Genomic DNA, 13,554 nt, shown 5'->3' on the forward strand with positions numbered 1-13,554 from the left:
GTTCCGCAGAATGCGCCGTGAGCCGCGCGGTGTCTATTGATATCCTGCCTACAATTGGCTGTCATTGGTGCTAACGCGCATATCATCGGGAATGATTCAACGCATCAATAATCAATATTAGAAGTTATACGCTGATCTCGTTACCCTTCCATCATCAACTGGCAGTCCGGTTCGGACATGAAGCCGGGGCACGGATGGAGACGTAGATGAATACTCGCGATACCGCATCGCACGGTGCTTTCCAACTGACATGGGGCCGCCCGTCCGGCATGCTTACGCTGCGCGACTGGCTGGCGCATCTGGCGCGCACGGGCCGGCTGGCCACGATCGACAGGCCGGTGGCGCTCGAACACGAACTTGCCGCGATTGCCAAGCGCCTCGACGCCACGCAAGCCGCGTTCTTCACGAAACCGGGCGGTCACGACGTGCCGGTGGTCAGCGGTTTCATGTCGCGCCGCGCCTGGATCGCCGAAGCGATGGGTGTGGCCGAGGCCGATCTGCTGAAGCGCTTTCGCGACGCGGCCGATCAACCGATTCCCTCGAAGGAAATTTCACGCGCCGAAGCGGCCTGCCAGCAGGTCGTGCATACCGGCGGCATCGACCTTCACAAGCTGCTGCCGATTCCCACGCACAGCGAGCACGACAACGGGCCATATATCACCGCGGGTCTCGTGATCGCGCGCAATCCGCGTACCGGCGTGCAGAACGTGTCGATCAACCGCATTCAGGTGCATGGGCCCGATCGCATGGCAATCCTGCTGCTGCCGCGCCACTTGTACGCATTCCAGAAAGCCGCGGAAGAGGCCGGCGATGCGCTCGACGTCGCCATCGCGATCGGCGTCGATCCGCTGACGATGCTCGCCTCGCAAGCCATTTCCCCAATCGATTCCGACGAGCTGGAAATTGCCGGCGCGCTACACGGCGCGCCGCTGCCGGTCGTCAAATGCGTGACCAACGGCGTCAATGTACCGGCCTTCGCCGAGATCGTGATCGAAGGGCGCATTCTGCCCAACGTGCGCGAACTGGAAGGTCCTTTCGGCGAATTCCCGAAGTACTACAGCGCACAGGAAGCGCGTGAAGTGATCGAAGTCACCGCGCTCACGCATCGCGAGAAGCCGATCTTTCATACGATCGTTCCGGCGGAAATGGAGCATCTGCTGCTCGGCGCGATTCCGCGCGAGGCGACGCTGCTCGCCCATCTGCAACGTAGTCATCCTAACGTGAAGGACGTGCATCTGTCCGTGGGCGGCGTGTGCCGCTATCACCTGTGGGTGCAGTTCGAGAAGAAGCGCGAAGGCGAAGCGAAGAACGTGATTCTGTGCGCGTTCGGCGCGCACTACGACATCAAGCAGGTGGTCGTGGTCGACACCGATGTGGACGTGCACGATCCGGCCGAAATCGAATGGGCCGTCGCCACGCGCTTCCAGGCCGATCGCGACCTGGTCGTGATCGAAGGCGCGCAAGGTTCGCCGCTCGATCCGTCCACCACCGTCGGTCAGCCGGAAGACGCGCCGCCGCATCTGCAAGGCGTGAGCGCGAAGATGGGACTCGACGCCACGCGGCCGGTGGTGTATGCGTCGCACGTATTCACGCGGGTGCGCATTCCGGGCCAGGACACGGTAAATCTGGACGAACTCGTTGCCGCCGACAACGCCGCGTTCGATAGCTATCTGGGTGGCGCGCATGGCTGAGCTCGCACAAAAGCCGCAGCGCATCGTCGTCGGGATTTCCGGCGCGAGCGGCGCGTCGATCGGCGTGCGTTTGCTTGCGGCGCTGCGCCGCCTCGGCACGCACGAAACGCATCTGATCGTATCGGCCTCCGGTGCGGTCACGGCGGCGCAGGAACTCGGCATGACGCGCGGCGATCTGGACAGTCTCGCCGACGTGGTCTACAACGTGCGCGACATCGGCGCGGCGGTGGCGAGCGGTTCGTTCATCACGGCAGGCATGGTGATCGCGCCGTGCTCGATGAAGACGCTCGCGGGCGTGGCCAACGGTTTCGCCGACAACCTGCTCACGCGCGCCGCCGATGTGATGCTCAAGGAGCGTCGCCGGCTCGTGCTGGTCGCGCGCGAAACGCCGCTCAATCTCGCGCATCTGCGCAACATGACTTCCGTGACGGAGATGGGCGGGATCGTGATGCCGCCGGTGCCCGCTTTCTACGCGCATCCCAAGACTATCGAGGACGTGGTCGATCACACGGTGGGGCGCATTCTCGATCTGTTCGGTATTGAGCATCGCGAGATTGCGCAGCGCTGGAGCGGGCTCGCCGACGAATTCACGGAGCGCCGCTCGGGAGTGGACGAATGAATCAGCGCGACTTGCTTCACGCAGGCGACACCGCGACGCGTGAACGCGAACCGGAACGGGATAAACGCCCGCAACGTCATCTCGGCCGCCCGATGGAGCGTCTGGAAGATCCCGCGATTCTCACCGGTCGTGGCCGTTACGGCGACGACATCGGCGTTCGTCCGGGCACGCTGCACGCCGCGATCCTGCGCTCGCCGCACGCGCATGCAGAGTTGGTGTCGATCGACACCGATGCCGCGTCGAAACTGCCTGGTGTGCACGCGATCCTGACACGCGACGACCTGCGCGCCTGGTCGCGGCCTTTCGTGGTCGGCGTGAAATCGCCGATGGAACAGTGGGCGCTGGCGATGGACCGCGTGCGCTATGTGGGCGAACCGGTGGCGGTGGTGCTTGCGCAATCGCGCGCCATTGCCGAAGACGGGCTCGATCTGCTCAAGGTCGAATACGCCACGCTCGACCCGGTCACCTCGATCGAGCAGGCGGCGAGCGATGCATCGCCGGTGTTGCACGAGAAAGTGGGCAGCAACGTGATCAGCGACCGGCATTTCCGCTACGGCGAGCCGGAAGCCGCGTTCGACAAGGCGCCGCATCGCGTGAAACTGGTGGCGCATTATCCGCGCAATACCTGCGCGCCGATCGAATGCGGCGTGGTGATCGCCGAATACCTGGCCGGCGACGAAGGCTACGACGTCACGTCCAATTTCATGGGGCCGTTCTCGCTGCACGCTGTGATGGCGATGGCGCTGAACGTGCCCGCCAACCGTTTGCGTCACAAGGCGCCGCGCGATTCGGGCGGCAGCTTCGGCGTGAAGCAGGCGGTATTTCCGTACGTGGTGCTGATGTGCCTCGCTTCGCGCAAGGCGGGCGCGCCGGTGAAATGGGTCGAGGACCGGCTCGAACATCTGAGCGCGGCGACCTCCGCGACTGCGCGTGTCTCGACGCTCGAAGCCGCCGTGGAAAGCGACGGCCGCATCACGGCGCTCTCCTACGATCAACTCGAAGATTGCGGCGGTTATCTGCGCGCGCCGGAACCGGCCACGTTCTATCGCATGCACGGCTGCCTGACCGGCGCATACGCCATCGACAACCTGCTGGTGCGCAACCGCGTCGTGCTGACCAACAAGACGCCGACGGGTCTGGTGCGCGGCTTCGGCGGTCCGCAGGTGTACTTCGCGCTCGAACGGCTGATGCAGCGCATCGCGCTCGAACTGAACCTCGATGTGCTCGACGTGTACCGCCGCAATTTCGTCGCCGCCGATGCGTTCCCGTATCGCGCCGCGGCGGGCGCGCTGCTCGACTCGGGCATCTATCCGGAAGCGCTGCGCCGCGCGCTGAGCGAAGGCGGGTATGACGAACTGCTTGCGCGTCGCACGGCGGCACGCAAGGAAGGGCGGCTGTACGGGATCGGCTTCGCGGCGATCGTCGAGCCGTCGGTGTCGAACATGGGCTACATCACGACTGTGATGCCCGCCGAGGCGCGCAAGAAAGCCGGGCCGAAGAGCGGCGCGATCGCGAGCGCGACCGTAAGCGTCGATCTGCTCGGCGGCGTGGTGGTGACGATTGCATCGACGCCCGCGGGCCAGGGGCATATGACGGTGTGCGCGCAAGTGGTCGCGGACGTGCTCGGCGTGTCGCCGGATGACGTCATTGTCAATGTCGAATTCGATACGCACAAGGACGCGTGGTCGGTGGCGGCGGGTAATTATTCCAGCCGCTTCGCCGGCGCGGTGGCGGGCACGGTGCATCTCGCGGCCGTGCGCGTGCGCGACAAGATCGCGCGCATCGTGTCGAAGCAGATGGGCTGCGCGCCCGACGACATCCGTTTTGAAGAAGGCAGGATCTTTGCAAAGGGCGCCGAGGATCGCGCGCAGCCGTTCGGCCGCGTCGCCGCCAATGCGCCGCATTGGGCGCCCGCGCTGTTGCCCGAAGGCGAAGAGCCCGGCTTGCGCGAGACGGTGTTCTGGAATCCGCCGAACATGGCCGCGCCGGATGAGAACGATCGCGTCAACACATCGGCCGCCTACGGTTTTGCTTTCGACATGTGCGGCGTCGAAGTGGATCACGCCACCGGCCGCGTGCGGATCGACCGCTACGTCACCGCGCACGATGCCGGCACGCTGCTGAACCCGGCGCTCGCCGACGGCCAGATTCGCGGCGCGTTCGCGCAAGGACTCGGCGCGGCGTTGATGGAGGAATTCCGCTACGGCGCGGACGGCAGCTTCCAGTCCGGCACGCTCGCCGACTATCTGATGCCGACCACCTGCGAGGTGCCCGATCCGGTGATCGTGCATCTGGAAACGCCGTCGCCGTTCACGCCGCTCGGCGCAAAAGGACTCGGCGAGGGCAACAACATGAGTACGCCGCCGTGCATCGCGAATGCGGTGGCGGACGCGCTCGGCGTCGACGATATCCGTTTGCCGCTGACGCCTTCGAAGGTCATGGCACTGATCGGCATCGACGATCCGGAGCCGTCGCGACCCGAGTTGCGTGAAGCGCCCGCCGCCAAACCGGCGACGCCGGGCGGCGGCAAGGCGCTCACCGCTCAGGGCAGCGTCGATTTGCCGGCGTCGCCGGAAGCGATTTTTGCCGTGCTGCTCGATCCGAACGCGCTCGCCAAAGTGATACCCGGTTGCCATGCGCTCGAAGCCGAAGGCACGAACCAGTATCGCGCGGACGTGACGGTCGGCGTCGGCATGATCAAGGCGCGTTTCGAAGCGAAGATCGGCTTGTCGGAGATCGACGCGCCGCGTCGGCTGCGTCTGGCGGGCGCGGGCATGTCGTCGCTCGGCAGCGCACGCGGCAGCGGCCTCGTCGAACTGACGCCGATCGAAACCGGCACGCGTCTTTCCTACGACTACGAAGCGCAAGTATCGGGCAAGGTCGCGGCAGTGGGCGGACGCATGCTCGAAGGCGCGGCCAAGGTCGTGTTGCGCCAACTGTTCGAATCGCTCGGCCGTCAGGCGGCGGGCAAACCAGTTCACACCGGCGGCTCATGGCTTTCGCGCCTGCTGGGCCGTTTCAGGAGACAGCCATGAAGCCCGCGCCGTTCGATTATCTGCGCGCCATGACGACGCAGCATGCGCTCGACGCCCTCGCGCAACACGGCGAGGACGCCCGCGTGCTGGCCGGCGGCCAATCGCTGATGGCGGTTCTGAACATGCGGCTCGCGCAGCCGCGCATGTTGATCGATATCTCGCGCACCGATGAGCTGAACTCGGTGCGTGTCGATCACAAGGCCGGCTTGCTGGCGGTGGGCGCGGCGGCGACGCAAGGCAGCGTCGAGTGGCGCGAATCGCTGCGCGACGAAGTGCCGTTGCTGGCGATGGCGTTCCCGCATATCTCGCACTTTCAGATCCGCAATCGCGGCACGGTGTGCGGCTCGATAGCGCATGCCGACCCGAGCGCGGAACTGCCGCTGGTACTCGCCGCGCTCGGCGGCGACGTGATGCTGCGCTCGAAAAAGAAACACCGCGTGGTGCCTGCCGGCGAGTTTTTCCAGGGCATGTTGATGACCGCGCGCGAGCCGGACGAACTGGTCGAAGCCGTGCGCTTTCCGCTGAAGCGGCCGGGCGAGCGCTATGGCTTTACGGAGTTCTCCGCGCGCCACGGCGACTTCGCGATGGCCGCGTGCGCGGCTGTCGTGACGAGCGATTCGATCCGCCTCGCGGTGGGTGGCGTCGCGGACCGGCCGGTGGTCGAGCAATGGCCGCGTCTGCGTGACGAGGATCTGCGCAGCGCACTGAACGATTTGAGCTGGAAACTGGGCGCACAGGACGACGCGCATATCAGCGCGGCGTATCGCCGGCATCTGGTCCGGCAACTGGGATGGCGCGTGATCGAGGAGGCGAAGTGAGCAACACATCGAACGGCAACGTCGTGCACGTGGTGCGGCAGGGCGAACGGCAATGCGTCACGCTGACGCTCAACGGCCGTGAACGCAGCGGCTATTGCGAGCCGCGCGAGCTGCTGTCGGATTTCATCCGTCACGAACTGGGCGCGACCGGCACGCACGTCGGCTGCGAGCACGGCGTGTGCGGCGCATGCACGGTACACGTGGACGGCGTGGCGGGACGCTCGTGCCTGATGCTGGCGGTGCAGGCCGATGGCCGCCGCATCGACACGGTGGAGGGACTCGCGCCCGACCTGAAGCTCGGCGATTTGCAGCAGGCGTTTCAGCGTCATCACGCGTTGCAGTGCGGTTTCTGTACGGCCGGGATACTGATGTCGTGCGCGGACTATCTGCAGCGCGTGCCCGATCCGAGCGAAGCCCAGGTGCGCGACATGCTCTCGGGCCATCTGTGCCGCTGTACGGGCTATACGCCGATCGTCGCCGCGGTGCTCGACGTGGCGGCACGGCGCCGGCAAGGCAACACGGCTAGCGAAACCGTGGAGGCCGCTCATGCTTGACCTCGGCCGAACTTTTTTGCAGAGCGTGGAACGCAGTCCCAACGCGCTCGCTCTCGTCGACGGTGAACTGGCGCTGACGTACGCGCAGTGGCATGGCCTCATCGTGAAGGTGGCCGAAGGTCTGCGCGGTCTGGGTCTCGCGCATGGCGACCGCTTGCTGGTGGTACTGCAAAACCGCTGGGAAATGGCGACCCTGCATTGGGCCTGCCAATTCGCGGGCGTGGTGATCGTGCCGCTGAACTGGCGCGCGAAACCCGATGAACTCGAGTACTGCGTAACCAATGCCGGTGTGAAGGCCATCGTGTACGAACCGGTCTGCGCCGATGCCGTGGCGCAAAGTCCCGCCGCGCAGCGCTTGCCGCGCATTGGTCTCGACGACGTGCAAGGCTGCACCGCGAGCTTCGACACACTGCTGGCGCAGGCCGCGCCGGACACGTCGAACGACGCGCAAACGCGCGCGGATGCCAACGACTACTCGCTGATCCTCTACACCTCGGGCACCACCGGCAAGGCCAAAGGCGTGCCGCGCCGTCATCGCCATGAACGCGCCGCGGCGCTCGCGCATGTCGCGCAGAACCAGTACGGCCACGGCGAACGCACGCTCGGCGTGATGCCGCTTTATCACACCATGGGCGTGCGCTCGCTGCTCTCCATGGCGCTCGTGGATGGCCTGTTCGTCTGCGTGCGCCGCTGGAATGCGCGCTTCGCGCTCGCTGCGATCGAGCAACACAAGCTCACCTGCCTCTATCTGGTGCCGACGCTGTACCACGATCTGCTGGCCGATCCGGCTTTCGCGTCGACGGATACATCGACGGTGAGCAAGCTCGGTTTCGCCGGCGCGCCGATGAACGACGGTCTGCTCAAGCGCCTCTCAGCGGCGTTCGAACCGGACCTATTCGTCAATCACTACGGCTCGTCCGAGGTCTACACCTTCAGCATCGATCAGGACGCCACACGCAAGCCGGGCAGTGCGGGGCGCGCGGGCATCAATACGCGCTTGCGCGTCGTCAGGCTCGACGCCCTCACGCCCGAGGACCTGGCGCAAGCGGGCGAGGAAGGCCAGATCATCGCCGACCTGCTCGGCGACGAAGCCTTCGAAGGTTACTGGAATCGCCCGGATGCGAACGCCAAATCGTTGCGTGAGGGCTGGTACTTCACGGGCGACACGGGTTTCTTCGACGCCGACGGCGACCTGTACGTCTCCGGCCGCGTCGACGACATGATCATCAGCGGCGGCGAGAACATCTCGCCGGTCGATATCGAGTCGGTGCTGTCGCTGCATCCCGCGGTCGACGAAGTCGCGGTGGCCGGCGTGAAGGACGAGCGCTGGGGACAGCGCGTGGTCGCCTTCGTGAAACGCCGCGAGTACGTCGACGCCGACGCGCTCGACGCGCACTGTCGCACGTCCGACCTCGTCAACTTCAAGCGTCCGCGCGAATACGTATTCGTGGACGACATACCGAAGTCGCCGGTCGGCAAGATTCTGCGCCGCAAGCTGTCCGCGGGCGAGTACGAGCCCGACACCCGCGGCGAAGCTATTGCATCTCACACACAAACTACCAAGGAGTAAACCCATGACCGAATTGACTCACCGCGGCCAGAGCCTGCTGCAGGATCTCGACGGCTTTTCCATCGAGATCGACGCGGAGCGCGAGCGTGCCGACATCGTCCTGCACCGGCCGCCGTTCAACGTGATTTCGATGCATGCGCGCGATCAGTTGCGCGCCGCCTTCGAGGCACTCGACGACGACCCGCGTGTGCGCGTGATCGTCGTGCGCGCCAAGGGGGAACACTTTTCGAGTGGCGGCGACATCAAGGGCTTTCTGGAAGCATCGCCGGAAACCGTGTCGAAGCTCGCCTGGAATATCGCGGCGCCCGCGCGTTGTTCGAAGCCGGTGATCGCGGCCAATCGCGGCTTCTGTTTCGGCGTGGGTTTCGAACTGTCGCTCGCGTGCGATTTCCGCATTGCCACCGACACCAGTTTCTACGCGCTGCCGGAACAGAAACTCGGGCAGATTCCGGGCTCCGGCGGCTCGGCGCGGTTGCAGCAGATGGTCGGCATCGGCCGCACCAAGGACATTGTGATGCGCTCGCGCCGCATTCCGGGCAAGCAGGCTTACGAGTGGGGCATCGCGGTCGAATGCGTGGCCGACTCGGAACTCGAGGCGACGACCGACGCGCTGGTGGATGAACTGCGCGCGTTCTCACCGCTCGCGCAACGCACCGCGAAGAAGCTGCTCAACGATACCGAGGACGCGCCGCTGTCGATCGCGATCGAACTCGAAGGTCACTGCTATAGCCGGTTGCGCGCCTCGGATGATTTCCGCGAAGGCGTGGAGGCGTTTCACGGTAAGCGCAAGCCGGTGTTTCGCGGCAGTTGAGGGGAACGTTGGGCAGCGGTGCAGGGGAAGACGGCTTTGCATGGGATCGGAGCAAGCGCTAAAGCGCTAACTCCGGTCGACAGCTTTGCATGGGACCGGAGTAAGCGCTAAAGCGCTAACTCCGGTCGACAAAGGAGACAGGTGCATGGAACGCTTCGATTACGTGATCGTCGGCGGCGGATCGGCAGGGTGCGTGCTCGCGCATCGTCTGTCGGCAGTCGCGTCGCTGCGCGTCGCGCTGATCGAAGCAGGCGCGGATACGCCGCCCGGCAAGGTGCCCGCGGCGATTCTCGACAGCTATCCGATGCCGGTTTTCTGCGGCGACAAATACATCTGGCCGGAATTGAAGGCAAGCGCCACGCGCACCGCCGCGCCTCGCGTCTACGAGCAGGGCCGGGTGATGGGCGGCGGGTCGAGCATCAACGTGCAGTCAGCCAATCGCGGCCTGCCGCGCGACTACGACGACTGGGCCGCCAACGGTGCGAGCGGCTGGGCATGGCAGGACGTACTGCCGTATTTCCGCAAACTCGAACGCGATGTAGATTTTCCGGCCGGTGAGTTGCACGGCAGAGATGGCCCGGTGCCGATCCGCCGCGTTCTGCCGGCGTATTGGCCGGCGTTCTGCGACGCCTTCGCCGACGGCATGCGAAAAAATGGTTTCGCGGCCTTGCAGGATCAGAACGCCGAGTTCGGCGACGGCTATTTTCCCGGCGCGTTTTCGAATCTCGACGACCGGCGCGTATCGACCGCAACGGCCTATCTGGACGAAGCGACGCGTCAGCGCCGCAATCTGCGCATCTATGCGGACTTGCGCGTCGAGTCGATCCTCATGGAAGGGCGTGTCGCGCGCGGCGTGGTCGCGGTAGAGCGCAGCGGCGCGCGCATCCGTTTCGACGCCAACGAAGTCATAGTGAGCGCGGGCGCGTTGCAATCTCCCGCGTTGCTGCTGCGCGCCGGCATCGGCGCGAAGGCGGAACTGGACGCGCTCGGCATCGAGTGCAGAGTCGATCTGCCGGGCGTGGGACGCAATCTCCAGGATCATCCGTCGCTCACGTTCTGTCATTTTCTCGAACGGCGTTTTCGCATGCCGCTCTCGCGCCGTCGCGCGAGCATGACGGCCGCGCGCTTTACCTCGGGCATAGCGGGCTGCGACGAGTCCGATCTGTATCTGTCGAGTGCGACGCGCGCCGCCTGGCATGCGCTCGGCAACCGGCTCGGCTTGTTTTTCCTCTGGTGCAACCGGCCTTATTCGCGCGGCCGCGTGCAACTCGTGTCCGCCGATCCAGCGGTGGCGCCGCGCGTCGATCTGAATCTGCTCGACGATCCGCGCGATCTCGCGCGCCTCGTCCACGGCGTGCGGATACTCGCGAAGATCGTCGCGGCGTCGGGTCTCGGCGACAACCCGCGCGACTTTTTTCCGGCTACGTTTTCACCGCGTGTGAAAGCGCTGAGCCGCGTCGGCAAGGGCAATGCGGCGCTGACGTCGCTGCTCGGCATGCTGCTCGATACGCCCGCGCCGTTGCGGCGGCTGCTGATCGAGCGTTTCTTCACGCGAGGCCAGCGCATGTCCGCGCTGCTGGCCGAGCCGGGCGCGCTCGAAGACTTTATCCGCGCGAATGTGTTCGGCGTCTGGCACGCCAGCGGTACTTGCCGGATGGGCGACGCGCACGACGCCACGGCGGTAACCGACACTTCGGGCCGTGTGCACGGCGCGCACGGCCTGCGGGTCGTCGACGCCTCGCTGATGCCGCGCCTGCCCTCGGCGAATACGAATATCCCGACCATCATGATGGCCGAAAAGATTGCCGACGCGATGCTCGCGCGGCGCGAGGCCAATGCTGGATCGAAGACGGCGCCGCTCACCGCGGCCTCGCCATAAGGTTTCTTAACACCACCAAGAGCACGCGCAAGAGAACGTGCCTACAAACGGGGACGATCGAGAGACGGCCCCGCTGATAGTCAAGGAGATGACGATGTCTGTAGCAGCGCAAAATGGCGCCGCCTTGCCCGCGGTAGACCAGCGGCAAGTGATGGGTGCGGTAATGGCCTCGTGCCTCGGCTGGGCACTGGATCTGTTCGATCTGTTCGTATTGCTATTCGTCGCGCCGGTGGTCGGGCGGCTGTTCTTTCCGTCCGAGCATGCGATGCTCTCGCTCGCTGCGGTGTATGCGTCGTTTGCCGTGACATTGCTGATGCGCCCGCTGGGTTCGGCATGGTTCGGCTCCTACGCGGACCGCCACGGACGCAAGGGCGCGATGATCATCGCGGTGGTCGGCGTGGGGCTTTCCACGGCCGCGTTCGGCCTGCTGCCGACCGTCGCGCAGGTGGGTCTCGTCGCGCCGATCCTGTTCCTCGTGCTGCGGCTCGTGCAGGGCGTGTTCGTGGGCGGCGTGGTGGCATCGACGCATACCATCGGCACCGAATCGGTCGCGCCGAAATACCGCGGCGCGGTGTCGGGGCTGATCGGCGGCGGCGGAGCGGGGCTCGGCGCGTTGCTCGCCTCGCTCACGTATCTCGCGATGTCGGCGCTATTCCCCGGCGCGGCGTTCGAGGTGTGGGGCTGGCGCTGCATGTTTTTCACCGGCATCATCAGTTCGGTGCTCGGACTGTTCGTTTTCAGCAGTCTCGAAGAGTCGCCGCTGTGGAAAAAGCTCGCCGCAGAAAAGGCCGCCAAGGCCGCGGCACAGAAGCACGACGCGCCGGTCGAAATCGTGCGCTCACCCGTGCGCACGCTGTTTTCCCGCGACTATCGGTCGATTCTGTTCGTCAACCTGTTGCTGACTATCGGCGGCGGCAGTGGCTATTACCTGACCTCCGGCTATCTGCCCACCTTCCTCAAGGTGGTCAGCCACGCGCCGAACGGCGCCGCGGCGGCGATCCTGCTGATCTGCAGCGTGGCGGTGGTGATCGCGTCGGTGGCGGCGGGGCATCTGAGCACTTTCATCGGCCGCAAGTCCACTTTCATCTGGCTCGGCCTTATCCGGCTCTTCGCGTTGCCCGCACTGTTCCTGCTGCTGCCCACGGCGCAAAGCGTCACCATGATCGGCGTGTATGCGGTGATTCTCAGCGCGCTCGGCAGCGCGGGCTATGCGCCGATCCTGATCTTCCTGAACGAACGGTTCCCGACCGCGATTCGAGCGACCGGCACCGGGCTTTCATGGAACATCGGCTTTGCCATTGGCGGGATGATGCCGACCGCCGTCTCGCTGGTGGCGAAAGACGCGAGCGAGTTGCCGATGACGCTGGCGATCTTCGTCGGGGCGATCAGCGTGATTTTCCTGATCGGCGCGTTCGTCGTGCCGGAAACGCGCGGGCGGCTCGAACAGGCCGCGGCGCGCGAGCCGGTTTAGCTCGGGGACGGGTCGGCGGGCGCGCCCGTCGTCACGCGCCGGATCTCTTCGCCGATGATCTCGATCAGCGCGTGCGCCGCGGGCCCGATCGGCCGTTTCGGATGGCTCACGCGGATGATGTGCCGCACGATCGGCGGCGACGTGATGGTGCGCGCGCACAGCACCCCCTCGTCGACTTTGCGCTGAACCACCACGCGCGGCAGGATTGTCGCGACGCTGCTCTGTTCGACGAACTGCACGATGGTGTTCAGCAGGTCGATCTCGAACTTCGGCTTGATGACCACGTCTTCGGCCAGCAGCGCTGCGTCCAGTACGCCGCGCAGGCCGTTGCGGCGGGTCGGCAGCACCAGCTCGATGCCGGCCAGTTGCGCGGGATCGACGGCCGGCGGCAGGTCGGGGCCGAGCGCGGCGCTCGTCACCAGCACCATCTCCTCGTCGACCAGCGGCACCACGTCGAGCGTGAGGCGCCCGCGCGGCTTGTTGATGATGGCTGCATCCAGCCGGCCCGCTTCGACCGCGTCGATCAACTGCGCGCTGAACCCGTCGGCGACCGACACTTCGACTTGCGGGAACATCGCGTTGAACCTGGCGAGCGACTCCGGCAGCACGCTTTCCGCCTCGGACGACACCATGCCGAGCGACACTCGCCCCGTCACGATCGCGTCCTGGCGGCTCAACTGGTCGCGCGCCCGCTCGATATCGCGCATGATCGGCGTGTACAGGCGGTACATCTGGCGCGCCGCGTCGGTCGGCGTCATGCCGTGCGGGCCGCGTTCGAAGAGTTTCTGGCGCAATTCGGTTTCGAGCTTCGAAATCTGCATGCTGAGCGCGGGCTGGACGATATTGAGCCGCTTCGCCGCGCGCGTGACGGAGCCGTCTTCGAACAGCGTGATGAAATACTGGATTTGCTTGAGGTCCATGAAACGCGGGAGCGGGTCGGAAACCGATGTAAAAAACGCGGGGAAACAGGGCGGGAAGGACCGGAAGCTCCGAGTTTAACCGTGCCGCGCCGCGCCTGCTTGCAAGCCCGCGGGGAAGCCCGCGCGGCGCGGCGTGCGCGTCGTCACGAACCTGTTTCCTTACACTGCTACAATCTCGTCTTTCTC

General features: G+C 65.6%; 10 protein-coding genes. 9 read left to right on the plus strand and 1 reads right to left on the minus strand.

Features of this window, described 5'->3' with window-relative positions; translation table 11 throughout:
- Positions 1-206 precede the first annotated feature (206 nt).
- The 9 genes from B0G73_RS27595 to B0G73_RS27635 all read left to right on the plus strand — a co-directional run bounded on the left by B0G73_RS27595 (position 207) and on the right by B0G73_RS27635 (position 12,448).
- A complete protein-coding gene (locus tag B0G73_RS27595; RefSeq protein WP_106284345.1) occupies positions 207-1,691 on the plus strand; it encodes a UbiD family decarboxylase in 1,485 nt (494 codons plus the stop codon).
- On the plus strand, positions 1,684-2,310 hold the full coding sequence (locus B0G73_RS27600; protein WP_106284395.1) for a UbiX family flavin prenyltransferase: 627 nt from the start codon (positions 1,684-1,686) through the stop codon (positions 2,308-2,310). The genes B0G73_RS27595 and B0G73_RS27600 overlap by 8 nt, the downstream gene beginning before the upstream one ends.
- On the plus strand, positions 2,307-5,345 hold the full coding sequence (locus B0G73_RS27605; RefSeq protein WP_106284346.1) for a molybdopterin cofactor-binding domain-containing protein: 3,039 nt from the start codon (positions 2,307-2,309) through the stop codon (positions 5,343-5,345). Before B0G73_RS27600 ends, B0G73_RS27605 begins: the two co-directional genes overlap by 4 nt.
- A complete protein-coding gene (locus tag B0G73_RS27610; RefSeq protein WP_106284347.1) occupies positions 5,342-6,163 on the plus strand; it encodes a xanthine dehydrogenase family protein subunit M in 822 nt (273 codons plus the stop codon). Before B0G73_RS27605 ends, B0G73_RS27610 begins: the two co-directional genes overlap by 4 nt.
- Entirely contained in the window at positions 6,136-6,717 is a 582-nt protein-coding gene (locus B0G73_RS27615; protein WP_106284348.1) for a (2Fe-2S)-binding protein, read from the plus strand. Before B0G73_RS27610 ends, B0G73_RS27615 begins: the two co-directional genes overlap by 28 nt.
- Positions 6,710-8,287 carry an AMP-binding protein gene (locus B0G73_RS27620; protein ID WP_106284349.1) on the plus strand — a complete coding sequence of 526 codons (1,578 nt, stop codon included), beginning with the start codon at positions 6,710-6,712 and terminating at the stop codon, positions 8,285-8,287. Before B0G73_RS27615 ends, B0G73_RS27620 begins: the two co-directional genes overlap by 8 nt.
- A 4-nt stretch (positions 8,288-8,291) precedes the next feature.
- The gene (locus B0G73_RS27625; protein WP_106284350.1) at positions 8,292-9,098 is read left to right on the plus strand and encodes an enoyl-CoA hydratase/isomerase family protein; all 807 of its coding nucleotides are present in this window, start codon (positions 8,292-8,294) and stop codon (positions 9,096-9,098) included.
- Between the two features lie 145 nt (positions 9,099-9,243).
- The gene (locus B0G73_RS27630) at positions 9,244-10,977 is read left to right on the plus strand and encodes a GMC family oxidoreductase (protein WP_106284351.1); all 1,734 of its coding nucleotides are present in this window, start codon (positions 9,244-9,246) and stop codon (positions 10,975-10,977) included.
- Positions 10,978-11,071: 94 nt separating this feature from the next.
- The gene (locus B0G73_RS27635) at positions 11,072-12,448 is read left to right on the plus strand and encodes an MFS transporter (protein WP_106284396.1); all 1,377 of its coding nucleotides are present in this window, start codon (positions 11,072-11,074) and stop codon (positions 12,446-12,448) included.
- Here B0G73_RS27635 and B0G73_RS27640 read toward each other — a convergent pair.
- Positions 12,445-13,368 carry a LysR family transcriptional regulator gene (locus B0G73_RS27640; RefSeq protein WP_106284352.1) on the minus strand — a complete coding sequence of 308 codons (924 nt, stop codon included), beginning with the start codon at positions 13,366-13,368 and terminating at the stop codon, positions 12,445-12,447. The genes B0G73_RS27635 and B0G73_RS27640 overlap by 4 nt on opposite strands.
- Between the last annotated feature and the right edge of the window lie 186 nt (positions 13,369-13,554).

It is taken from the genome of Paraburkholderia sp. BL25I1N1 (assembly GCF_003002025.1).
GTDB lineage: Bacteria > Pseudomonadota > Gammaproteobacteria > Burkholderiales > Burkholderiaceae > Paraburkholderia.

Coding starts and splice junctions, on each gene's coding strand:
- B0G73_RS27595 (WP_106284345.1), top strand. CDS start 207: ATGAATACTCGCGATACCGCATCGCACGGTGCTTTCCAACTGACATGG.
- B0G73_RS27600 (WP_106284395.1), top strand. CDS start 1,684: ATGGCTGAGCTCGCACAAAAGCCGCAGCGCATCGTCGTCGGGATTTCC.
- B0G73_RS27605 (WP_106284346.1), top strand. CDS start 2,307: ATGAATCAGCGCGACTTGCTTCACGCAGGCGACACCGCGACGCGTGAA.
- B0G73_RS27610 (WP_106284347.1), top strand. CDS start 5,342: ATGAAGCCCGCGCCGTTCGATTATCTGCGCGCCATGACGACGCAGCAT.
- B0G73_RS27615 (WP_106284348.1), top strand. CDS start 6,136: ATGGCGCGTGATCGAGGAGGCGAAGTGAGCAACACATCGAACGGCAAC.
- B0G73_RS27620 (WP_106284349.1), top strand. CDS start 6,710: ATGCTTGACCTCGGCCGAACTTTTTTGCAGAGCGTGGAACGCAGTCCC.
- B0G73_RS27625 (WP_106284350.1), top strand. CDS start 8,292: ATGACCGAATTGACTCACCGCGGCCAGAGCCTGCTGCAGGATCTCGAC.
- B0G73_RS27630 (WP_106284351.1), top strand. CDS start 9,244: ATGGAACGCTTCGATTACGTGATCGTCGGCGGCGGATCGGCAGGGTGC.
- B0G73_RS27635 (WP_106284396.1), top strand. CDS start 11,072: ATGTCTGTAGCAGCGCAAAATGGCGCCGCCTTGCCCGCGGTAGACCAG.
- B0G73_RS27640 (WP_106284352.1), bottom strand. CDS start 13,368: ATGGACCTCAAGCAAATCCAGTATTTCATCACGCTGTTCGAAGACGGC.